Source organism: Streptomyces sp. NPDC005195, assembly GCF_040608315.1.
Lineage (GTDB): Bacteria > Actinomycetota > Actinomycetes > Streptomycetales > Streptomycetaceae > Streptomyces > Streptomyces kaempferi.
Map to the genome: position 1 here is coordinate 29,427 of NZ_JBEXHZ010000033.1, position 22,141 is coordinate 51,567.

15 protein-coding genes are annotated in these 22,141 nt (G+C 73.0%); 10 read left to right on the forward strand and 5 right to left on the reverse strand.

Annotation, left to right across the window (positions count from 1 at the left end):
- Positions 1-28 precede the first annotated feature (28 nt).
- Positions 29-6,934 (reverse strand): SDR family NAD(P)-dependent oxidoreductase, encoded by a 6,906-nt coding sequence (locus ABZV34_RS26870; RefSeq protein ID WP_356281666.1) that lies wholly within the window; start codon positions 6,932-6,934, stop codon positions 29-31.
- A 493-nt stretch (positions 6,935-7,427) separates the two neighbouring features.
- Here ABZV34_RS26870 and ABZV34_RS26875 point away from each other — a divergent pair, with 493 nt between their 5' ends.
- Both ABZV34_RS26875 and ABZV34_RS26880 read left to right on the forward strand, forming a co-directional pair.
- Positions 7,428-7,676, forward strand: coding sequence for a hypothetical protein (locus tag ABZV34_RS26875; protein ID WP_356281669.1), 249 nt, complete (start codon positions 7,428-7,430; stop codon positions 7,674-7,676).
- A 668-nt stretch (positions 7,677-8,344) separates the two neighbouring features.
- Positions 8,345-9,385, forward strand: coding sequence for a cation diffusion facilitator family transporter (locus tag ABZV34_RS26880; protein ID WP_356281672.1), 1,041 nt, complete (start codon positions 8,345-8,347; stop codon positions 9,383-9,385).
- Positions 9,386-9,407: 22 nt separating this feature from the next.
- Here ABZV34_RS26880 and ABZV34_RS26885 read toward each other — a convergent pair whose 3' ends face one another.
- A complete protein-coding gene (locus ABZV34_RS26885) occupies positions 9,408-10,451 on the reverse strand; it encodes a cation diffusion facilitator family transporter (RefSeq protein ID WP_356281675.1) in 1,044 nt (347 codons plus the stop codon).
- Positions 10,452-10,768: 317 nt separating this feature from the next.
- Here ABZV34_RS26885 and ABZV34_RS26890 point away from each other — a divergent pair, with 317 nt between their 5' ends.
- From ABZV34_RS26890 to ABZV34_RS26900, 3 genes are all read left to right on the forward strand, one after another.
- Positions 10,769-11,128 (forward strand): metalloregulator ArsR/SmtB family transcription factor, encoded by a 360-nt coding sequence (locus ABZV34_RS26890; protein WP_356281678.1) that lies wholly within the window; start codon positions 10,769-10,771, stop codon positions 11,126-11,128.
- Between the two features lie 123 nt (positions 11,129-11,251).
- Positions 11,252-12,115 carry an alpha/beta hydrolase gene (locus tag ABZV34_RS26895; protein WP_356281681.1) on the forward strand — a complete coding sequence of 288 codons (864 nt, stop codon included), beginning with the start codon at positions 11,252-11,254 and terminating at the stop codon, positions 12,113-12,115.
- Between the two features lie 280 nt (positions 12,116-12,395).
- Entirely contained in the window at positions 12,396-13,115 is a 720-nt protein-coding gene (locus ABZV34_RS26900; RefSeq protein WP_356281684.1) for a CDP-alcohol phosphatidyltransferase family protein, read from the forward strand.
- On the opposite strand, the gene ABZV34_RS26905 is transcribed toward ABZV34_RS26900, so the two are convergent.
- Positions 13,075-13,554 (reverse strand): adenylyltransferase/cytidyltransferase family protein, encoded by a 480-nt coding sequence (locus tag ABZV34_RS26905; RefSeq protein ID WP_356281687.1) that lies wholly within the window; start codon positions 13,552-13,554, stop codon positions 13,075-13,077. The two genes, ABZV34_RS26900 and ABZV34_RS26905, sit on opposite strands and share 41 nt — an antisense overlap.
- Positions 13,555-13,918: 364 nt before the next feature.
- Here ABZV34_RS26905 and ABZV34_RS26910 point away from each other — a divergent pair, with 364 nt between their 5' ends.
- The 3 genes from ABZV34_RS26910 (at position 13,919) to ABZV34_RS26920 (ending at position 18,131) form a co-directional block, all read left to right on the forward strand.
- The gene (locus ABZV34_RS26910; RefSeq protein WP_356281741.1) at positions 13,919-15,124 is read left to right on the forward strand and encodes a glycosyltransferase family 4 protein; all 1,206 of its coding nucleotides are present in this window, start codon (positions 13,919-13,921) and stop codon (positions 15,122-15,124) included.
- Positions 15,121-16,830: a lipopolysaccharide biosynthesis protein gene (locus tag ABZV34_RS26915; RefSeq protein ID WP_356281690.1), complete on the forward strand. Its 1,710-nt coding sequence runs from the start codon at positions 15,121-15,123 to the stop codon at positions 16,828-16,830. The genes ABZV34_RS26910 and ABZV34_RS26915 overlap by 4 nt, the downstream gene beginning before the upstream one ends.
- 74 nt (positions 16,831-16,904) lie before the next feature.
- Positions 16,905-18,131: a hypothetical protein gene (locus ABZV34_RS26920; protein ID WP_356281693.1), complete on the forward strand. Its 1,227-nt coding sequence runs from the start codon at positions 16,905-16,907 to the stop codon at positions 18,129-18,131.
- Positions 18,132-18,156: 25 nt separating this feature from the next.
- Here the strand turns inward: ABZV34_RS26920 and ABZV34_RS26925 are convergent, their stop codons facing one another.
- Positions 18,157-19,665: a hypothetical protein gene (locus ABZV34_RS26925; RefSeq protein ID WP_356281696.1), complete on the reverse strand. Its 1,509-nt coding sequence runs from the start codon at positions 19,663-19,665 to the stop codon at positions 18,157-18,159.
- A gap of 123 nt (positions 19,666-19,788) precedes the next feature.
- Here ABZV34_RS26925 and ABZV34_RS26930 point away from each other — a divergent pair, with 123 nt between their 5' ends.
- Together ABZV34_RS26930 and ABZV34_RS26935 are read left to right on the forward strand one after the other, a co-directional pair.
- Positions 19,789-20,328, forward strand: a complete 540-nt coding sequence (locus tag ABZV34_RS26930) for a WcaF family extracellular polysaccharide biosynthesis acetyltransferase (RefSeq protein WP_356281699.1) — start codon at positions 19,789-19,791, stop codon at positions 20,326-20,328.
- A complete protein-coding gene (locus ABZV34_RS26935; RefSeq protein ID WP_356281701.1) occupies positions 20,325-21,452 on the forward strand; it encodes a glycosyltransferase in 1,128 nt (375 codons plus the stop codon). Before ABZV34_RS26930 ends, ABZV34_RS26935 begins: the two co-directional genes overlap by 4 nt.
- On the opposite strand, the gene ABZV34_RS26940 is transcribed toward ABZV34_RS26935, so the two are convergent.
- The gene (locus tag ABZV34_RS26940; protein ID WP_356281704.1) at positions 21,431-22,120 is read right to left on the reverse strand and encodes a hypothetical protein; all 690 of its coding nucleotides are present in this window, start codon (positions 22,118-22,120) and stop codon (positions 21,431-21,433) included. The genes ABZV34_RS26935 and ABZV34_RS26940 overlap by 22 nt on opposite strands.
- Positions 22,121-22,141: the final 21 nt, after the last annotated feature.

Below are 22,141 nucleotides of genomic sequence, written 5' to 3' on the forward strand. Positions count from 1 at the left end.
GGTTCGGCGCGCGTGTCCGTCACGCCGGTCACCAGCCCGAGGCGGTGTAGACGACGGCGGTGTCGGCCGCGGGCCCCCACGCCAGCTCGCGCAGCAGGCTCCCCGTGCCCTCCTCGGGGTCGATGAGCTGGATGCCGCGCCCCGCGTAGTGCCGCATCAGCTCGGGGGTGACCATCCCGTGGTTGCCGTCGCCGGTCGGCGCCCAGGGGCCCCAGTGGACGGTGAGGCCCCGGCGGCCCGTGCCGGACGCCGCCCAGCGGGCGCCGAGAGACTCCAGGGCGTCGTTGGCGGCGGCGTAGTCGCTCTGGCCGCGGTTGCCGAGGGTCGCGGCGATGCTGCCGAACAGCACGGCGAAGCGCGGTCCGTCGGGCAACTCGACGACCGCGTCGAGCAGTTCGCGCGCGCCGTCGGCCTTGGTACGGAACACCCGGTCGTAGGACGCCGGGCTCTTCTCCGCGATCAGCTTGTCCTCGATCACGCCGGCCGCGTACACGACACCGTCGAGTCGGCCGTGCTCGGCGTGGATCTCCTTCACCGCCCGGCGCACGGCGTCGCCGTCCAGTGCGTCCACGGCGCGGTAGCGGGCCTCGGAGCCGAGCGCGGTGAGCCTGCGCAGGGTGGTGCGGACCTCTCGCTCCGCCTGGATCCGGCCGATCGCCCGCTCGATCTCGGCGGGGACACGCAGACCACCCGCGATGAGCGCGGACCGCAGTTCGCCCGCGCCGTGCGCGGCGGCGACGGCGGGGTCCTCCTCGCCCTCGGTCAGGGCGGTGCGGCCGAACAGTTCGATCCGGCAGCGGCTCGCGGCGGCCAGTGTCGCGGCGAACCGCGCGGTGATGCCCCGGGCGCCGCCCACCAGCAGGACGACCGACGTGCTGTCGAGGCCGAGCGCGGCGGCCTCGGCCGCGCCGTCCCCGGCCGGGCCCGCGCCGGTGCTCCCGAGCAGGCCGAGTCCCTCCTCGGTCATGCGCAGTCCGCGCCGGGCACCGGGCGAGCGCAGCACGACCGGTTCGCGGTCGGGGGCGGTGAGTTCGGCGACGAGATCGGCGGCGAGGTCCGCGGGCGCGGTGCCGGGGGTGTGCTCGACGACCCGGGCCACGGTGTCGGGGTACTCACGCGCGAGAGAGCGGAAGAAGCCGCGCAGCCCGGCCGCGGCACCCGCGGCCAGGACCCAGCGCGGGTTGCCGGCCAGTACCTGCCGGTATGAGGGGTAGGCGTCCGGCAGGACGGGTGGGGAGTCCGGGGCGACGACGTGGATGAGACCGTCGAACTCCGTTCCGGGGGGCGGTTCTTCGGCGGTCACGGCGTGGGCGCCGTGCGCGGTCAGCCGCGCGGTGAGCGCCTCGGCGACCGGTCCGTGGCCGAGCAGCAGGAACATCCGCCCCACCAACTGATCTGCGGTGGCGCCGGGTTGCGCGGGGTCGAGGTCGAACTCCCGCATCACGTGACGCCTGGGCGCCACCACGACGGGCTCGGCGGAGGCGGGGTCACCCTCCGTGGGACCGGACCCGGCGCCCTCCACGGGACCGGGCCCGGCCACCTCGCCCCGGACGCCCGCGACCAGCGCGGCGATGCTCGCGGCCGTACGGGCCTTGACCAGTTCCTCGATGGTGGTGTCGGCGTTGGTGTCGGAGTCGCCGGTGGTGGTGAGTCCGAGGCGGGTGGCGAGTTCTCCGGCTATCTCGGCTCTCTTGATGGAGTCGACGCTGAGGTCGGCTTCGAGGTCGAGGTCGGGTTCGATCATGTCGACGGGGTAGCCGGTCCGTTCACCGATGACCTCCAGCACGACGGACAGCACCGAACCGCCCGCGGCCTCGAGCGCCTCGGCCGGCGCGGGGACGGCGACCGGCAGCACCGTCACCGTGACGGGAGCGTCGGCGTACGCGACCGGGACGGGGGCGGCGGGTCTCGCCCCCGGGGCGGCGCCCAGGTACCCGAGCATCACGTCCCGTTGCGCCGCGATCATCTCCCGGCTGGTCCGCAGGAATTCGCTGATCAGGGCCTCGGAGCCGGTCGCGGCCGCCGGTCCGTGCGGGGTACCGCTGCTGGTCATGAGTGCCTCCGGGACGCGCTCGGCGGGATGGAGTGCGGCGGCGGGGATCACACCGTCCGCGGTACGCAGCAGATGGCCGTCCACGGTCCAGGCGGCGCGCCTTGGACGCGTGGCGCGGGCGGCGTCGAGCGCGTCCCGGTCCTGGAAGAGCCACCCGGTCCTGATGTCCACCCCGGCGACGGCCAGCCGGGCGAGTGCGGTGAGGAACCCGGTGAGCCCCGTGCGGCGGCCGTCCTCCAGGGCGACCGTGCGGTGCGGCCGGTCGCCGAGCACCGCGCCCACCAGCCGGGTCAGCACCGACCCGGGACCGGCCTCGACGAAGACCCGGGCCCCGGCCTCGTACATCGCCTCGATCTGGTCGGCGAACCGGACCGGCGCGCCGATCTGGGCGGCCAGTTCGGACCGGATCGCCCCGGGTGTCCGCGGGTAGGGGGCGGCCGTACGGTTGGACCAGACCGGGAAGTCGGGTGCGCTCAAGTGGACTTCGGCGAGCGCCTCGGCGAACCGTTCGCCCGCGGCCGCGACCAGCGGACTGTGGAACGCGCAGGCTACCGGAATGCGCCGGGCACTCAGTCCACGGGCACGCAGCCGCTCCACGGCGCTGAGCACGTCCTCGGTGGGACCCGAAATGACCGTCTGGCGGGGCGAGTTGCGGTTCGCCGTCACCACCGTTCCGTCGAGGCCGGCCTCCGCCAGGGCCGTCGCGACCTCCGGTTCGGGCGCGGTCACGGCGGCCATGGTGCCGGGGTCGCCGCCGCCGGTGGCGCCCAGGATGGCGGCGGCCCGTTCGTGGCTGGCGCGCACCAGGGACCCGGGCTCCAGGACACCAGCCGCGGCGAGCGCCGCCAGCTCTCCGTAACTGTGCCCCGCGGCCATCGCCGGGCGCATCCCGGCCCTGCTCAGGAGCTGGAAGGCGGCGAGTGAGGTCAGCCCGAGCGCGGGCTGCGCGAGCGTGGTGTCGGTGATCCGCTCCCGCTGCTCCTTGCGGCTCGCCTCGTCGAAGGGGGCGGGCGGGAAGAGCACCCGGGCCGTCGCCTCGTCGAGCCGCAGATGACGTTGCAGCTCGGGAAAGGCCACGAACAGCTCCGCGAACATCCCGGGCCGCTGGCTGCCCTGCCCGGGGAAAAGCACCGCGACGCCCGCGTCACCCGGTACGGGACCGGTCGCGTCGCCGGCCGGCCCGGACGGGTCCGCGGTGACCCGCGGGGCGCCGGCGGAGTCCGGGGCCACGGGGAACAGGCCACCCGCCGGGGCGGTGACGAGCGCGCCGTCCTCCGGGGCGGCGGTGAACAGACCGTCCTCCGGGCTGTGTTCGCCCGCCACCGCCCGCCCGAGCAGGTCTCTCAGCTCGTCGATGGAGGCGGCGACCAGCGCGATGCGCACGGCAAGGCCGCGGGGCGCGGCGGCCTCGGCCCGCCGGGACGCGGCGAGGGCGAGGTCCCGCAGCCGCCAGGGCTCGTACGGACCCGGATCCGCCTCGGCCAGGGCGAGCAGTTCCGCCGCCGCGCGCTCGGCGGCAGCCCGGTCGGCGCCACGGAAGGTGAACAGCTCGGCGGGCCACTGCTGGGCGGCGGTGACCGGCGGCGGCCCGTCCTCGTGGGCCCGCAGCACGACGTGGAAGTTGGTGCCGCCGAAGCCGAAGGCGCTGACACCGGCGACGCGTCGTGCCGGGGCGGCGGCCCAGGGCCGGGCCTCGGTGTGGAAGGCGAAGGGGCTGCTGCCCGCGTCCCAGGCCGGGTTCGGCTCCGTGAGGTGCAGGGTCGGCGGTCGTACGCCGGTGTGCAGGGCCAGCGAGGTCTTGATGAGTCCGGCCAGCCCCGCGGCGCACTTGGTGTGACCGATCTGCGACTTCACCGACCCCAGCGCGCAACTCCCCGGCTCGGCACCGGCTTCCTCGAACACCTTCGTGAGGGCGCCGAGTTCGGTGCGGTCGCCGACGACGGTCCCGGTGCCGTGCGCCTCGACGAGCCCGACCTCGGCGGGCGAGACACCCGCGTTGCGGTACGCCCGGGTCAGCGCGTTGTACTGGCCCTCGGGCCGGGGGGCGGTCAGGCCCAGCGCCCGGCCGTCGCTCGCGCTGCCGACGCCCTTGATGACCGCGTACACCCGGTCCCCGTCGCGCTCGGCGTCGGCGAGCCGTTTGAGGACGACGCAGCCGACGCCCTCGCCGAGCGCGATGCCGTCGGCGGCGCTGTCGAAGGGCGCGGAACGGCCGGAGGGCGACAGGGCGTGGGCGGAGGCGAAGAGCAGGTAGTCGTTGATGCCGTTGTGCAGGTCGGCGCCCCCGCACAGCACCAGGTCGCTCGTGCCGCCGGTCAGTTCCTTGCACGCCACGTCGACCGCGGTGAGCGAGGAGGCACAGGCGGCGTCCACGGTGTAGTTGGCGCCACCGAGGTCGAGGCGGTTGGCGATGCGGCCCGCGATGACGTTGGCGAGGATGCCGGGAAAGGAGTCCTCGGTCAGGCGCGGCAACTGCGCGTCCAGCGCGGGCGGCACGGCACCGAGATAGGAGGGCAGCACGGACCGCAGGGTCATGGCGTTGGACAGGTCGCTGCCCGCCTCCGCGCCGAACACGACCGAGGCACGGGCCCGGTCGAAGGGCCGGCTCCCGTACCCGGCGTCCTCCAGGGCCCGGCGCGCGGCCTCGAGAGCCAGCAGCTGCACGGGCTCGATGGCGGGCAGCGAGGCCGGCGGAATCCCGTACCGCAGCGGCTCGAAGGGTATTTCGGGGAGGAACCCGCCCCACCGGGACGGGGTCCTCTCGCCCGTTCCGGAGCCGTCGGCGGAGTGGTACAGACCGGCGTCCCAGCGGGTCGCGGGCACCTCGGTGACGGAGTCCTCGCCCGCCAGCACATTGGCCCAGAAGGTGGCGAGGTCGGGGGCGCCGGGGAACATGCACGCCATGCCGACGACGGCGATGTCCAGCGGCTCGGTGGAGGGGACGGTGGCCGGTTCCCCGAGGCCGAGAGCTGCCAGCCGGTCGGCGAGGAAGGCGGCCGCCCCGGTCGTGACCGAGGCGTGCAGGGCGGCGACGGTGGTGACGGCCGAGCGCAGCACGGCCACCTCACCGGCCATGAACATGCCCTCGGCGAGCTGTCTCTCCTCACCCACCTCGCGCAGCTCGCCCCCGGCCCGCTCGATCCCCTTGCTGGCCAGCCGCAGCCGGCCCACGTTGAGCCGCTCCAACTGCTCCCAGGCCTCGCGGCCGGGCACGTCACGGGCGGCCAGTTCCTCCTTGACGGCGGCGAACTCGTCGGTGAACGGGCTGCGGACACAGCGGGTGGCGTGCCCCGGGGCGGTCTCCAGCAGGTCGGTGCGCTCGGCGGCGATGACCTGACGCTGGAACAGCGGCAGCACGGCGCCCGCACTGACCGCCTCCTCGGTGAACAGGTACGCGGTGCCCATCAGTACGCCGACGGCGGCGCCCCGGGCACTCAGCGGCGCGGCGAGGGCGGTGACCATCGCGGTGGACCGTTCGTCGTGCACCCCGCCCGCGAAGAGCAGGTGCAGTCCGGCCGCCGTGCCGTTCTTCGCGTCCGCCAGGAAGTCGTCCAGCACGCCGAGTTGTGCCTCCCACAGCGGGAAGCTGTTGCGCGGTCCGACATGTCCGCCGCACTCGGCGCCCTCGAAGACGAACTTGCGCGCGCCCGCTTCCAGGAACTGCTTCAGCAGGCCTGGGGACGGCACGTGCAGGAAGGTGGAGATGCCCGCCTCCTCCAGCGCGGCGGCCTGTGCGGGACGGCCGCCCGCGATGATCGCGTGGGAGGGACGGATCTCCCGTACGACGGCGAGCTGGGCGTTCTTGATCTCCTCGGCCGCGAAGCCCAGCACGCCGACGCCCCAGGGCGCGTCGCCGAGCGTGTCCCTCGTCCGCTCCAGGACGGCGCGGGTCTGCTCGGCGCCGGAGAGCGCGAGGGCGACGAACGGGAGCGCGCCGTGTCCGCTCACCTCGGCGGCGAACGCGGCCTGGTCGCTGACCCGGGTCATCGGCCCCTGGGCTACCGGAAGTTCGGTCCCGAGCGCACGGCTGCCGGCACTGGCGGTGGCGAGTACGGGACCGGCGTCCTTCAGGGCGTCGAGGACGGCGTCCCGTACGCCTCGCACGGCCGCGCGGACGGTGCCCCAGCGTTCCTGGAAGCGGGCCGCGAGGAAACCGTCCTGACCGATCTCGGGGGCCGGGGCGCCCTGGGGGGCTCCCCGGCGTCGTACGACCCGGCGGCCCGCCTCCAGGGTGGTCTCGGAGCCGTCGAGCCCGGCCAGCAGGGCCCGGGTCCCGGCGGGCAGCCCTGCCTCGGCCTCGCTGAGCAGGGCGAGCTGGGTGTCCAGGACGACCCCGGCGCCGCCGCCCGCGACGACGGCCGCCGCGGTGTACGGTCCGGCGCCGCCGCAGGCCCAGACCGGCAGGTCGAACGTCTCGTCGCCGAGCAGTTGTTGCACCAGGACGAAGGTGCTCAGTTCGCCCACCGGGCCGCCTGCCTCGTGGCCCCGGGCGATCAGCCCGTGGGCGCCGGCCGCGGCGGCCCGTAACGCCTGTCCCCGGCCGGTCACCTCGACGAGCACGCGACGGCCCGGGAAGTCCGCGGGGGCGCAGGAGGCGTCGTAGGTCAGCAGGACGGTGTGCGCGCCGGCGGGGAGTTCCCGCGCGGGAAAGGCGGCGTTGTCGCCGAGCCGTACGCCGAAACCGGCGGGCGACCATTCCCCGGCGAGCGCGAGTTCCTCGGCTGCCCGGCGCCCGCCCGCGGTGAGGTCCAGTACGCCCAGACCACCGGCGCGCACGGCGGCGGCGGTGACGCGTGCGGACGGGACGGCGAACGGGTTCACGGCGATGACGATGTCGTCGACAGCAAGCAGGCCGGAAGTATCGATATTCGGCACAGGCACGCGAACGCTCCAATATCACACGGGAGTGAGGAATGGTGGGGGAGAGCGGAGAGCGCTTGCGCTTCACAACAAGCCGCGGCCGATGTGAAGCACGGTCATGCTTATTGCGCATCCAGGTGAAAGTCAAACTCTCAAGGAGGCAGGTCTTACCCGACGTAACACTGCTGACATGGCGGCTTCGGATTCGCGTGTGGACGAGCAACAGGTGCTTTGTTCCAGGGCAGTTGAGCGGTTGGTCGACCACTGTTCGGGTGCTGGTCGCCCACTGGGTCGGCCTGCGGAAATGGCTCCTGACGAAAAGTCAAAGCAGGGCGTACGAAGGCTCGCGCGGAAACGTATTGTTTCCCTCGATGTAAATTGAATCCTTCAACAGTTCTGCCTCGCCTAATCAGAATTAGCGCCGGGCAAAAGGGTGGGATTCATCACTTGGGTGTGAATAGCCGCGATTCGTACTCGTCAGTAGGTTGGCCTGTTCGGCACCGTCCACGGCTGTGTGGATCATGTTCTTTCGGCAGCCCTGCCCGGCCGCGCGGGTGACCGGCCCCCGGCCGGGTCCGACGCCCGCCGGGGCGGCGGTGACCTGGGGGACGCGTGGGGCGTTCGTCGGCGGGTGCGCCACCGGCTGCCCGTCCGTCCGGCCGAGCGGACCGGTGGACCCGCACGCGTCCACCGTGCTCCGCACCCGTGGGACCAGCACACCCTCGTCGGCGAAGGGCGCCGGGGCCCGGACGCCGTCGAGTGAGGTGCTGCCGTCCGTCCGGACCGGACCGGACGCGTCCGCATCGCCGGTGCCCGGGGCGACTTCTGGTGCGGTCCACCGGGAGACAAGCCTGTGCGGGGACCTCGGCCCCCACGAAGAACGGCGCGAACTCGTTGCCGTCGAGCGGGCGGGGGATGGGGTTTCCGGTCATCGGACGGCGCGGCCGACGCCGGCGCGGCGCTGTCGACGTACGGACCGGGGACGCCCAGGTACGCGGCACCGTGGAGCGGCGGCGTTGCCGTGGCCCTGCCACGGCCGTGTACGACGTCCGGGGCGGAGGACCGGCTGATCGGCGCGCGCGAGCGGCAGCGCAGGGTAGCCCCGCGTTGTACGAGCCCTTCCCGGCCCGTGCCCGCCCGCGTCCCCGCCCGTGCGCGCGGCCGCCTCCCTGCTCCTGCTCCTGCCCCTGCTCCTGTTCCTGCCTCCCTCCTCGTCTCTGTCCTCGCCCTTGTCCGTGGCCCGCGCGTCCGGTGGGCTCGGTCGGCGACGGCGACGGCGACGGCGACGGCGGTCGGCCGACGGATGCGTTGCCGCAGGTCAAGGAGTCCTGTCGAAGATGACAACGGTGACCGGTGCAGCCTTTGCCGAATGCCCGGCCGTGCGTTTCACTTCGATCGAGGCACTCGACGCACAGGGGGAACACGGACAGCATGAGCGATCACGGTCATGACCACGGATCCGGGCACGCGCAGCGGCACGAGCACGGCTCGGGAAGTCATGCCGCCCACTCGCACGGTGTCTCGGCGGGCGCCGACCGCCGCTGGCTGGCGATCGCGCTCACCCTCATCACGGCGTTCATGGCGGTCGAGGTCGTCGTCGGTGTCCTCGCCGGTTCGCTGGCCCTCCTCTCCGACGCCGCGCACATGCTCACCGACGCCGCGTCCATCGTGCTCTCCCTGATCGCCATGCGGCTCGCCGCGCGTCCGGCCCGCGGCGGTTTCACGTACGGCCTCAAGCGCGCGGAGATCCTCTCGGCCCAGGCGAACGGCCTGACACTGCTCCTGCTCGGGGCCTGGCTGGCGTACGAGTCCGTGCGCCGGCTCCTCGACCCGCCCGCGGTCGAGGGCGGGCTGATGCTCGTCACGGCCCTCGTCGGCATCGCCGTGAACGTGGCCGCCACCTGGTGCATCTCCCAGGCCAACCGCTCCTCGCTCAACGTCGAAGGCGCGTACCAGCACATCCTCAACGACCTGTTCGCCTTCGTCGGGACCGCGGTCGCCGCGCTGGTGATCGTCCTGACCGGCTTCAGCCGCGCCGACCCGATCGCCACGCTGATGGTGGTGGCGCTGATGGCGAAGGCCGGGTACGGGCTGCTGCGCGATTCCGGCCGCATCTTCCTGGAGGCCGCGCCCGCGGACGTGGACCCGGACGCGCTCGGCGACCGGCTCGTCGCCCTGCCGGCCGTCGTCGAGGTGCACGACCTGCACGTCTGGCAGATCACCTCCGGTCAGGCGGCCCTGTCCGCACACGTCCTGGTCGAGCCCGCCGGTGACTGCCACGCCGTCCGGCGGGACCTGGAGGAACTCCTGCGCGACGACTACGGCATCACGCACACCACGCTCCAGGTCGACCACGCCTCGGAGCAGGTGTTCCAGGTGGCGCTCCCGGGGGAGCGCAAGTACCTCGACGACCCGGGGCACTGCGAGGACGCCCACGGGCCGGTCCACCGGGACGAGCCGCACGAACACTGAGCCGGCGGACACACCGGCCGGATCAGGCACCATACGACACGTGGTGTGACGATGTGTGACCGTCCGACGTGTAGTGCGCCGACGCGTGCCCATGCGACGTGTTCGGCGCCGACGTGTGGTGTGGCGACGTGTGGTGTGGCGACGTGTGGTGTGGCGACGTGTGGTGCGCCAGCGCCAGGTGCGGGTCGGCCTCGCCGGGCGCGGTCGCCGGATCTGCGTGCACCAGTGCGGCGTCGAGCTTCGGCACCGTGTGCAGCAGCGCGTGCTCGCACGCGACCGCGACCGCGTGTGCCGCGCGTACGGACAGTTCCCCGTCGACGACGACAGCGACCTCGGCGCGCAGCCGGTGACCGATCCACCGCAACCGCAGTTCGCTCACCTCACGTACGCCGTCGACCGTCAGCAGCGCCGTCTCCGCCGAGTCGACGAGTGCCGGGTCGACGGCGTCCATGACCCGCCGGAAGACCTCGCGGGCGGCGTCCCGCAGCACGAGCAGGATGGCGGCCGTGATCAGCAGCCCGACGATCGGGTCCGCCCACTGCAGGCCGAGCGCCGCGCCACCGGCACCGAGCAGGACGGCGAGTGAGGCGAACCCGTCCGTACGGGCGTGAAGACCGTCGGCGACCAGGGCGGCGGAGCCGATCTCCCGGCCGACGCGGATACGGTAGCGGGCCACCCACTCGTTGCCGACGAACCCGGCGACGGCCGCGGCGGCCACCACCGGGAGGTGCCGGATGTCCCGCGGATCGAGCAGCCGGTCCACGGCGGCCCAGGCGGCGAAGGCCGCGGACGCGGTGATCGTCAGCAGGATGGCGATGCCGGCCAGGTCCTCGGCGCGTCCGTAGCCGTAGGTGAAGCGGCGGTTGGCGGCGCGGCGGCCCAGGACGAAGGCGATGCCGAGGGGTACGGCGGTGAGCGCGTCCGCGGCGTTGTGCACGGTGTCGCCCAGCAGCGCGACCGACCCGGAGAACACCACGATCACCGCCTGGACGAGCGCCGTCGCGCCGAGCACGGCCAGCGAGACCCACAGAGCCCGCATGCCCCGGGCGGAGGACTCCAGCGCCACGTCCACCTTGTCGGCGGCCTCGTGCGAGTGCGGCGTCAGCAGATGCCGCAGCCTGTGCCCGAACCGCCGCCGCCGACGGGCCTCCGGATCTGGAGCGACAGGAGCGTGCGGGTGCTCATGGCTGTGTCCGTGTTCTTGCCGGTCGTCTTGCCCGTGCCCGTATTCGCCTTGGCCGTGGCTGTGCGGGTGGGCGTGACCTTGACCGTGTGCGTGGTGGTGACTCACGTGGGTCCCCTTTCCGGGCCGTCCGGTGCGCGGGCGGGAAGGCGGCGCGGCAGCGGTGGACACGGTGGTGCCCACCGCTCCATTATGTGCGTATGAGCGCACGCATGCATCTGTCACCTGCCACCGATGCGCACCCGCGCACGCCCGGCGAGGAACAGTTCGCCCTCGCCGCCGAACTGCTCGCCCTGCTCGGTGACCGCACCCGCCTGGTGCTGTTGCACGCCCTGGCCGAGGGCGAGGCCGACGTCACCACCCTCACCGCGACCTGCGGGGCCGCCCGCCCGGCCGTCAGCCAGCATCTGGCCCGGCTCCGTCTCGCGGGACTCGTGACCACCCGCAAGGAGGGCCGCCGGGTCGTCTACGCCCTGCGCGACGGCCACCTGCGCCGGGTGGTGGACGAGGCCCTCAACCTGGCCGACCACAGGATCAGCGACCGTCCCACGCACGACTGACGCACCGGGCACGACCCACTCGGGTGAGGCGTCCGAGGTGCCGGAAGCGCCGGCCGTCGCGTGCCCTTCCCGCCGGGACCCCGTAGGTTGCCGCCACCGACGCCTGCTCGAAGGGAAGGGAAGATGTCCGAGGCCATGGGCACCGAGGTGAGGGAGAGCGGACTGGAACTGGCCGACGGGCGCAGACTGCACGTCTACGACACCGGCGCGGACGGGCCCGATCTCCTCACCGTCCTCTGGCACCACGGCACGCCCAACATCGGAGCGCCCCCCGAGCCCCTCTTCGCCGCCTCCGGGCGGCTGGGCATCCGCTGGGTGTCGTACGACCGCCCCGGCTACGGCGGATCGAGCCCGCTGCCGGGCCGGAACGTGGCGTCGGCCGCCGCCGACGTCACCCGGGTCGCGGACGCGCTGGGCATCGGCCGTTTCGCGCTCATGGGTCACTCGGGCGGCGGAACACACGCGCTGGCCTGCGCGGCCCTGCAGCAGGATCGGGTGCTCGGCACGGTGAGCGTGGCGGGGCCGGCCCCCTTCGGCGCCGAGGGACTCGACTGGTTCGCGGGCATGAACGCATCCGGCCGGGCATCGCTGACCGCGGCCGTCGCGGGCCGCGAGGAGAAGGCGCGCCACGAGGCGGAAGCGACGTACGACCCGGACATGTTCACCGCGGCCGACCACGCCGCCCTCGCCGGTGAGTGGTCCTGGTTCCACGAGGTCGTCGGCCCCGCCGTCGCAGCGGGCCCGGGCGGCCTGATCGACGACGACCTGGCCTACGTCGGCGCGTGGGGATGCGATCCACGGTCGATCACGGGCCCGGTGCTCCTTCTGCACGGCGGCGAGGACAGGATCGTCCCCCTCTCCCACAGCGAGTGGCTCGCGAGCCGGTGCCCCCGCTCGGAACTCCGCCTCCACCCGGCCGACGGCCACATCTCCGTCCTGCGTCATGCCGTCGCCGCGCTGGAATGGCTCGGTCGCCTCCGTCGCTGAACCGGGTTCGCCGCCCTGGGAAAGATGCCGCTGGGCCGGCGCGTGTCACGGGCTCCGCGGCCGGGGCGGCGCGTCGGGCTCCGCGGCCGGGGCGGTGCTCGTGTCGCCGCCGGTCCCGGCGGACGGGCAGGCAGGCGCGTCCGCCGATTCACACGCCCGCCCTCGTGGCGACACCCCCGGCTCGCGGTGAGTTCTCCGATCGTTCGTCATCGCGCGCCATCACCTGTGATGATGTGGATCAGGGGAACGACCGGTGAGGTCATGAGGTCCGGGGGGATCGATGAGCAGTACGGCGTCGGCGCTGATACGGCTGAAGTCCGCGCAGAAGAGCGCGAAGGGCGTATCGCTGTATTCGCGGTTCGTGAACCGGCCCGCGGGCCGGTATCTCGCCGCCGGGGCGTATCGGCTGGGGCTGACGCCCAATCACGTCACCATGATCAGTGCGGCGTTCAGCTTCACGGCGGTCGCGGTCGCGGCGCTCGCCGTACCCACCGTGGCCGCCGGCCTCGTGGTGTGGCTCGGGCTCGCCGTGGGTTTCGCCTTCGACTCCGCGGACGGGCAGCTCGCCCGGCTGCGCGGCGGCGGCAGCGCGGCGGGTGAATGGCTCGACCACGTGGTCGACTGCGCCAAGATCACCGCCCTGCACACCGCCGTGCTGCTCACCTTCTACCGACACCCCGGTCACTTCGGGACCGCGGCCGACGGCTGGCTGCTGGTGCCGCTCGGTTTCCAACTCGTCGCCGTCGTGACGTTCTTCGGCGGACTGCTGACCGAGCAGCTCAAGCCCAAGGCGGCCCCGGGCGCCGGCGGCCCGCCCTCCGCGGCACGCGCGGTGGCACTGCTCCCGGTCGACCACGGGGTGTTCTGCCTGGTCTTCCTGCTGCTCGGCGGCGGCAGCGCCTTCCGGTGGGCCTACACCGTCCTCGCCGTCGCCGCCGCGCTCTTCCTCGTCGCCTTCCTCACCAAGTGGTTCCGGGAGCTGTCCGCAGTTCGTCGTTGAACCGCGTCCCGTCCAGGGCGTCGATGGCGCGCCGCAGTTGGGTGCTCGACGTGTGCACGGTGTACGGGAAGTAGACGACGTCCACGCCCACGGCGGCGAAGTCCCGCTCCAGCCGCTCCCCCTTCGGCGTGTCCCTCCAGTCGTCGCCCTTGAACAGGACGTCGAAGCGGACCTGCTTCCACGTCTCCAGCTTGTCCGGCACGGTCTCCACGAACGCGGCGTCCACGTACTTGATGCTCCGGACGATCTCCAGCCGCTCCACCAGCGGGATCATCGGCAGCCTCCCCTTGGCGTTCTCGGCCATCTCGTCCGAGACCACGCCTGCCACCAGGTAGTCGCACTGGGCACGTGCGTGCCGCAGGATGTTCAAGTGCCCGATGTGGAAAAGATCGTAGGCGCCCGGCGCGTAGCCCACGCGATACGGCTTGCCTGATGGCACAGATGCCCCCCTCGATCGATGCTGTCCCCCAATGCGCACCCCTTTGCGGGGATGCACGGACTTTGACGATAGCGTTCATGCTAGGTGCAGGAAGGGTGAACAATTAGGGTGCGTCCTGGTTCACTTCTGATGAAGGTGTGGGCCCCGGGGCCCACAGGGCGCGGACGTACAGGGGAGGCCGCGCAGGTGGCCGGGGGGAAGGTTCCGTCGCGTGACAGAGACCCACGACGAGCGCAGTCGTCGGCATGGGCGCGGGGCCGCTCGCGCGGCGGCCTCCGTGCCGGAGCAGCGCACCACCGGGCCGGACGGCCGCGCACTGGCCGGCAGGAAGAGCGAACTCGCCACATCCAGGCGCCGGCTGCTCCTGGTGTCCACCAACTACGCGCCCGAGCACACCGGTATCGGACCGTACGCGACCGGCATCGCCGAGCACTGGGCGAGCCGCGGGCATGACACCCACGTTCTCGCGGGGCTCCCGCACTACCCGTCCTGGCGCCTCGACCCCGCCTACCGTGGGGTGTGGCGGGCCACCGAACAGCGTGCCGGAGTCACCGTTCACCGTCGTCGGCACAGCGTCCCGCCGCGGCAGAGCGCCCTGCGCAGAGCCCTGTTCGAGAGCTCGATACTCGCCCACGGCCTGGTCGCGCCACCCCGCACCGGCCGTGTCGACGCCGTGCTCGCCCAACTGCCCAGCCTTGCCGGGGGAGTGCTCGGCGCGCGTATCGCCGCCCGGTACCACGCCCCCTACGTGCCGGTCGTGCAGGACCTGATGGGCGCCGCCGCCGCACAGTCCGGCATCCAGGGCGGCGGCCGCGCCGCCGAGCTGGCCGAGCGGGCGGAGGCGTGGGTCCTGCGGCGTGCCACCCTCGTCGGCGTCATCCACGAGACGTTCGTCGAGCGGGTGCGTGCCATGGGAGTGGATCCCGGACGCATCCGTCTCGTGCCCAACTGGTCCCACATACAGGCTCCTTCGGCTCCGCGTGCCCGCACCCGTGAACGCCTCGGCTGGCGGCCGGGGCAGACCGTGGTGCTGCACTCCGGCAACATGGGCCTCAAGCAGGGGCTGGACGTGCTGGTGGAGGCGGCCCGCCGCGATCCGGCCACCCGGATCGTGCTCATGGGCGACGGCAACCAGCGCGAGCACCTCGCCCGCCGCGCCGGAGGGCTGCCCAATCTGGAGTTCCTGCCCTCGGTGGCCGACGCCGACTTCCCCGACGTGCTGGCGGCGGCCGACGTGCTCGCCGTCACCCAGCGTGCCTCCGTCCTCGACATGAGCGTCCCCTCCAAACTCACCTCGTACTTCGCGGCCGGCCGCCCGGTGGTCGCCTCCGTCGCGGCCGAAGGGGGCACCGCCCGCGAAGTGCTGCGCTCGGGCGCCGGGATGCTTGTGGAACCGGAGAATCCTGATCAGTTCCTGTCGGCAGTGCGTACACTCGCCGAAGATCCGGTGACGGCGGACGAGTTGGGCGCGGCGGGACCGCGCCATGTGGCTGCTCATCTGTCACGGGAGGCGGGTCTCGCGCGGATCGACGCGCTGATCGACGAAGTTTTGGGGGGACCTGGAAGGTGAGCGACACACACGTTCCCATACGGGGTGAGGACGAGCCGGAGCAGTTGCGCGAGCAGTTCCGCCAACTCCTGCGCTACCGCTGGCTGATCAGCGGCGGTGTCGGTGTCGGACTGCTGGCCGGCGCCTGGCTAGGCATCACCGGTGCCGACAGCTACGCCGCCACCACCGACATCGTGTTGCGCGCCCCCACCAGCGATCCCTTCGCACCGACCCTGTCCAGCGACAAGGCGATCAACATGGGGTCCGAGCGGCAGACGGCGCTCAGCCGCAAGGTCGCCGAAGGCGCCGCGAAGCGACTGGGGATCGGCGCCGACGGGGTCGACCGGCTCCAGCACGGACTCCAGGTCACCAACCCGCCGCAGACCCTCGTGCTGCACTTCACCTACACCGCCTCCGACCCGAAGCAGGCCGCCCGCCGCGCCAACGCCCTCACACAGTCCTACATCGACCTGCGCAAGGAGCAGTGGGAGGCCGTCCGGGGGTCGATGCTCAAGAGCCTGCAGGACCAGCTCAATCCCGTCGCCAAGCAGAACGACGAACTCGCCAGGCAGATCAAGGCACTGCCCAACGGCTCCGCCGCGGACTCCGCCTACGCGGTGCAGGCCAACCTGCTCAACCGCATCACCGACCTGCGCGGCAAGATCACCAGTCTGAAGGCGCTCGACATGACGCCCGGCAACGTGATCCGCAACGCCACCGTTCCCCCCTCGTCCGACGGGCCGGGCCTGCCACTCTCGCTCGGACTGGGAGGACTCGTCGGCGTCGGCCTGGGCCTGCTCGGTGCCTGGGTGCGGCTGGTCTTCGATCCCGCGCCGCGCTCGGCGGGCGACGTGGCCCGCGCGGTGCGCGGTCCCGTCCTCGGCGCGCTGCCGCGCGGCTCGGCGGGGACCCTGGTGGTCGGCCACACCGACTCCCGGGCGGCCGAGGAGTACCGCTCGATCGCCTTCCGGCTGGCCTACGACGAGAGGTTCGCCGACCGGCGCCGCCTGCTCGTCGTCGCCCCGCGTGGCTCCATGGAGTCGAGCGTCGCCGTAGCCGTCAACCTCGCCGCCTCCTTCGCGGAGACCGGCAAGAACGTGCTGCTGGTGGAGGCCGATCTGCGCACCCCGTCGCTCTCCGAACGGCTCGACGTGTCGGCCGCCTTCCGGCCCCATTGGAGCCGCACCGGTGAGCACGCCGAGGGGGAGTGGCCCGGCCGCGGCCAACTCGTCGTCGACGCGGGGGAGTCGGGGGCCTTCGGCCTCGTCGCCGGCGAGCGGGTGCGCAACGTCCCGCGCGCACTGACCTCCGCGCGGACCACCCGGCTGATCGCCGAGGCCGACGATCCGGACGCCACGGTCGTGGTCGTCGCCCCGCCCGTCCTCGCCTACGCCGACGCCCTCGCGCTCGTCGACCGTGTCGACGGGGTGCTCATCGTCTGTGACCCGCGCACCGTGCACCGCGCCGACCTCGTCCGCATCCGCGAACTGATCGTCGGTGCGGGCGGCACTGTGCTGGGCGCGGTGACACACACCGAGGTGACACACACCGAGCCGAAGCGGAGCGCGGCGGAGACCTCCGCCCGCCGCGGCAACGGCCGCCGTGCGGAACAGAACCCGGCGGCCAGGACGGCTCCGTCCAGCCCCCGGCCCGAACCGGAGCGGCACCTCGACGGAGACGGCAGCGACACGGTCGCGCTGCGCACGCTCCGCTCGGGGGACCGGTGACCACGCCGGGGCAACAGCCTCCGACGTCCGACCCGCCTCGCATACCACGGCGTTCGACGGCCGCTCTCGCCTCCGTGCTCGACCAGGCGGCGTCGAGCCTCACCAACATCGCCGTACTGGTCATCGCCGCCCGGGTCTCCACCACGCACGGGTTCGCCACCTTCTCGATGGTCTACCTGACCTTCACGGTGCTGCTCGGTCTCAACATGGCGTACGTGGGGCAGGCGGTCGTCCTGACCCGGGGTGACACCGCTGCCGTCGGGGCCGCCTGCCGGTCCGCGACGGCCTTCACCGCGCTGGCCGCCACCGTCGGCGGCGTACTGCTGGCCGGCGTCGGCGCGGTCGCCGCCGTCGTCACCGGCGGCTGGGCCGGTCCGGGCGGAGCCTTTCTCGCCCTGGGTCTCGTCCTGCCGCTGGTGCTGGTGCAGGACGAGCTGCGGTACGCGTTCTCCACCCTGCAGCGTCCGGGCCTGGCACTGGCCGCCGACACCCTGCGCCTCCTGTGCGTGGTGCCCGCGCTGCTGTTCCAGCCCCGGCATGCCGCGCCGGGGACGCTCGTGGCCGTCTGGGGACTGTCGGCCGTACCGGCGCTGCTGCTGGGCCTGCGCCTGCTGTGGCCCCATGTGCGCGGCGCGCGAGCCGACCTGCTGCCCTATGTACGCCGGGGCCATCTCGGACAGCGCTTCGTGGTGGAGTTCGCCGTCGGCAACGCCTCCAGCCAGCTCGCCGTGCTGGGCCTCGGACTCTTCGCCGCCCCGCTGGCGGTCGGAGCGCTGCGCGGGGCCACCACGCTCTTCGGTCCGCTCAACGTCCTGTTCAACTCGGTCAACGCGTTCGGCCCGCCACTGCTGGGACGTCTCGGAGGCCGCCGGGCAACGGCCCGTGCCGCCGCCGCGCTCGGCCTGGTGCTCAGTGCCGTCGGCCTCGCCTGGGGCCTGGTGCTCTACGCGCTGCCCGACCACGTGGGACGCCAACTCCTCGGCGCCACCTGGCAGTCGGCCGCCACGCTGCTGCCCGCGTCAGGTGCCCAGTACGCGGTGATGGGCCTGGGCACCTGTGCCCTGGTGACCCTGCGGGTGCTCAGCCCTCGCGCCACCCTGTCGGTGCAGGTGGTGTTCTCGCTGCTCTCGGTCGCCCTCATGCTCGCCGGCTACCTGCTGACCGGATCGGCACTGGGCGCCGCCTGGGGGCTGGCCGCGGGGTCCGCGCTGAAAGCGGTGGCGGCCTGGACACGTGTCGTGCGCCTGCGCGTGGAGGAGCGGTCCTCGCCCGCGCCCGTCCCGGCGGTGCCCGCCGGCTGAGAGCCGGCAGGCCCAGTGGCCCGGTTCAGCGCAGTCCGCTCGCCCGGTCCTGCCGGAACGTGGTGATCAGCGCGATGCAGCACGCCGCGATCGCCACACGCCCCGACGCCTGCAGCAACGGCCCCCGCAGCAGGATGAAGGAGTACCCGGAGACCAGGGGCACGGCCAGGGCGATCAGGCTGCCCGGTGGGGCCCGGCGCACCGCACGGCGCGCGTAGCGGCGGTCCACCCGCGCCGCCGCGTACCCCAGGGCCGCGAACCCGGCCGTCATGCCGATCGGGCCGAAGTCGATCCACAGCTCGGCCCACACCGGGGACGAGAGGTTGGTGTTGGTCGCTCCCATCCACTGGCCGACGACCACGCCGGTGTCCATCGGCTTGCCCGGCCACACCGACCGGGGCACCGCGAACAGCACCGAGCCCGCCAGCTGGCGGCCGTAGGTGTGACCGCGCCCCGACCGGACGTAGGTGAGGGTGTTGGCGAACATGCCGACCTGGTCGTAGTCCTTGAGAGCCAGGGGTTCCAGGGGGGAAGTCGTCTGCACCGGGCGGTAATTGGCGTCGTCGTAGCGGAACCGGTCCGCGAACGGGAAGACGATCAGTGCCACCACCACACCCAGGCTCAGCGCGATCCTGTACAGCGCGGCGCTCACCGGGAAGACGGTGAACAGCAGCGAGAAGAGGACGGTGAGGAACCAGAAACGCGGATTGGAGATCGGGTTGTTGACCACCGCGTTCAGCGCGGCCAGCGCCAGCCACACCGTGATGATCACCGCAGAGCGGCGGGCCCGCCGCGAGGTCACCAGCCACCGTGTGTACACCAGCCAGGCGATGAGGGCCGGCACGGTACCGAAGCCGCGCACGATGGCCTGGCCCGCCTGCGAGTCCGCCTGGGAGAGGCCCGCCTCCTGGACGCTGCTGATGATCTCCTGGCGGCTCGTGAAGAACACCGCCGGGCCACCCAGCTTGACGACAAGGAGCGCCGAGCCGACGAAGGCGACCACTGTCAGCAGATACAGGCGCCGTCGGTGCACCAGCGCCGGGCGCAGCCCCTCGTCCCGCTTCCGTTCGGGCCGCTGACGTGCGAGCAGCGATCCGATGTCGAAGGCGACACAGCCGATCAGGACGAGCGCGACGGCTTCGGTCAGATCGGTGCGCGCCCCCACCACCGGTGTCGGAGTGCGCCCGAGCACGGCCTGGGCGAGCGGCGCCACCCCCATCGCCATGTAGACGAACAGCCAGAACGAACCGGCGAGCAGCTTGCGGCGGCTGGTGAGGATCATCGCCGACAGCCGGATGCCCGAGTACATCGTCAGCGCCAACTGCAGCCACAGCGCCGAGTCGTGCGGACCGGTGCCCGGCTGGACCAGGACCAGGAGGGGCAGGAACACCGAGAATCCCAGCACGAGCGGGACCGACAGGGCGCGCGAGAGCAGCGTGCGTGGCGAGAAGGCGGGCAGCGTGGCTCGCTCCTGCCAACTCGGTGGCGGCGTCGCGGGTTCCGCCGCCGCGCTCCGGTCCGTCTGCTGCGTCATGGCGCCCCCGCCCCCGAAAGAGATCCCCGCCGCAGTCTACTGAGGCTTGGCCTGCGGTGAACGCTCAGCTACTAGAGTGTGGCGAACTAGCGTCTGGGGAGACGCTGTCAGGGGGATGGATCGATGCGTGATCTCCCGGCCTTCACACTGGCCGGATACGACAAAGGGCGCGGGATGGTCGTCCAGGCGCTCTGGTTCGCGGTGATGAACACGGTCTTCATGGCGTGGTTCACCCCGGCCCGTGTCAGGACCGCCCTGCTGCGCGCCTTCGGTGCCGAGATCGGTACGGGGGTGCTCGTAAGGCACCGGGTGCGGGTGCTGTGGCCGTGGAAACTGACGGTCGGGGACCACACCTGGATCGGTGAGGGAGCCTGGATCCTCAACCTGGAACCGGTCACCCTCGGCGCCCATGTATGTGTGTCGCAGGACGCCTTTCTGTGCACGGGCGGCCACGACCACCGCGCAGCCGACTTCCGCTACCGCAACGCGCCGATCACCGTCGACGACGGCGCGTGGATCGCCGCCCGCGCCACCGTCCTGGCCGGAGTGAGGGTCGGCCGCTGCGCCGTCGTCGGCGCGGGCGCGGTCCTCCACAAGGACCTGCCCGAACTGACGCTGCACACCGCGGACAACCGGCGCCGACCCGTCGAGGAGCCGGCGTGAGAGTGCTGCACGCGGTCACCCTGCACAGCACCACCCATGCCTTCGGCGGTCCCGTCCGGGTCGCCCTCAACCTCTGCCGGAGTCTGCGGGAACGAGGACACGACGTCCGACTCACCGCTCTCGCGGACGGCTTTCGGCGCCCCCTGCCGGAGGAGGTCGAGGGTGTGCCCGCCCGCCTCCATCAGGCGCGCAGGGTCCTGCCGTTGGGCTTCAGCGGTCTGACCTCGCCGTCCCTCCTGGCAGGCGCCCACCGCCTCGTGCGGCAGGCCGACGTCGTCCATGTGCATCTCGCCCGCGACCTGGTGACGCTGCCGGTGGCGCTCGCCGCGCTGCGCGCCGGGCGGCCCCTGGTCCTCCAGACGCACGGCATGGTCGACCCGAGCGAGCGGCTGTCGGCCCGGCTCCTCGACGCGGTCGCGGTACGCCGGGTGCTGCGCGGCGCCGCCGCCGTACTGCACCTCACGCCGCACGAACTCCGCGACCTGGAAGCCGTGGTGGGCGGAGCGGGCCTCGACCGTGCCGTCCGCCTGGTCAACGGCGTACCCGCCCAGCCCGAGGGCCCCGCCCCCGAGGGCCCGCCGCGCATCCTGTTCGCGGCCCGGCTCCAGGCCCGCAAACGCCCCGTGGACCTGGTGGACGCGGCTCCCGCGATCCTGGCCCGGCACCCGGAGGCGACCTTCGTCGTGGCCGGACCCGACGAGGGCGAACTCGCCGCCGTGCGGCGCCGGATCGCCGAACTGGGGCTCGCGGCGAAGGTGAGCTGCCCGGGCCCGCTCGACGGGACGCGCATGACCGAGGAACTGCGCAGGGCGTCCGTCTACGTCCTGCCGTCGGTGGACGAGCCGTTCCCGATGTCGGTCCTGGAGGCGATGGCCGTGGGCACCCCGGTCGTGGTGACCGACTCCAACGGCCTGGCCCGCGACGTGGACCGGGCCGCGGCCGGGCGCGTGGTGACCGGCCGGGACGGGATCGCCCCGGCCGTGCTCGACCTGCTGGAGCCGTCCGTACGCAGGTCCGCGTCGGCGGCGGCCCGCAAACTCACCGCCGGGACGTTCGCGATGGACGCGGTCCTGGGCACGCTGCTCGACGTGTACGAGCGGGCCTACACCGGAAGCCAGGCGTAGCAGCCGGACGAGACGAACGTGAGGGTTCCGGCCGGGATCCTCGCGGTCACGTTCTTGTGGTTGCCCGGGCCGGGGCCCGACGCCACCACGTTGTCGTCCGCGCCCAGCGCCCGCCAGGTGCAGCCCTTGGCGGTGGTCAGCGACCGGTACGTGCCCGGCTGCGGCTTCTTGCGCGTGCCGTCGGGGAACCCGGTCGCGGCGGTGTCCAGCAGAGGCTTCTGCTTCGGGCACAGCTGGGCGATCGCGTCGTCGGCGGACGGGAGGTCCCCGGCGATGAGCGCGCCGATCGCGGCGTCCTTGTCGTGGGCCGCGGTGCGTTCGACGCGCTGGCAGGTCTCCTGGCCGACCTGGAGCACGGCGGCCGGGTCCATGTTCTTCGGCACACGCCCGTGCAGGTACTCCTTCTGCCTGGCGGTGAAGGAACCGGTCGCAGGGGTGAGCTTCGCGTTGGGCAGGACCGGGCCCGCGGAGGGGGTCGCCGAGCCCTCGCCGGCGGGGCTCGCCTGGTCGTCGGGTACGGCGGCGGCCTGGTCGTCCGAGACGTGCTGCGGGGACTTCGGCTTCGCCTCCGAGGCGCCGTCCGAGCTGCAGCCGGAGAGCGCGAGGAGCGCGGTGAGGGCGCCGGCCGCGGCACCTCGCCGAAGAGAACGAAGGGTACGAGTGTGCATGGTGGCTCCTGCGGCCCAGCG

Excerpts from the sequence above, each read along its gene's own strand:
- ABZV34_RS26880 (WP_356281672.1), top strand. The coding sequence starts at position 8,345 with ATGAGCGATCACGGTCATGACCACGGATCCGGGCACGCGCAGCGGCAC.
- ABZV34_RS26890 (WP_356281678.1), top strand. The coding sequence starts at position 10,769 with ATGAGCGCACGCATGCATCTGTCACCTGCCACCGATGCGCACCCGCGC.
- ABZV34_RS26895 (WP_356281681.1), top strand. The coding sequence starts at position 11,252 with ATGTCCGAGGCCATGGGCACCGAGGTGAGGGAGAGCGGACTGGAACTG.
- ABZV34_RS26900 (WP_356281684.1), top strand. The coding sequence starts at position 12,396 with ATGAGCAGTACGGCGTCGGCGCTGATACGGCTGAAGTCCGCGCAGAAG.
- ABZV34_RS26925 (WP_356281696.1), bottom strand. The coding sequence starts at position 19,665 with ATGACGCAGCAGACGGACCGGAGCGCGGCGGCGGAACCCGCGACGCCG.
- ABZV34_RS26930 (WP_356281699.1), top strand. The coding sequence starts at position 19,789 with ATGCGTGATCTCCCGGCCTTCACACTGGCCGGATACGACAAAGGGCGC.
- ABZV34_RS26940 (WP_356281704.1), bottom strand. The coding sequence starts at position 22,120 with ATGCACACTCGTACCCTTCGTTCTCTTCGGCGAGGTGCCGCGGCCGGC.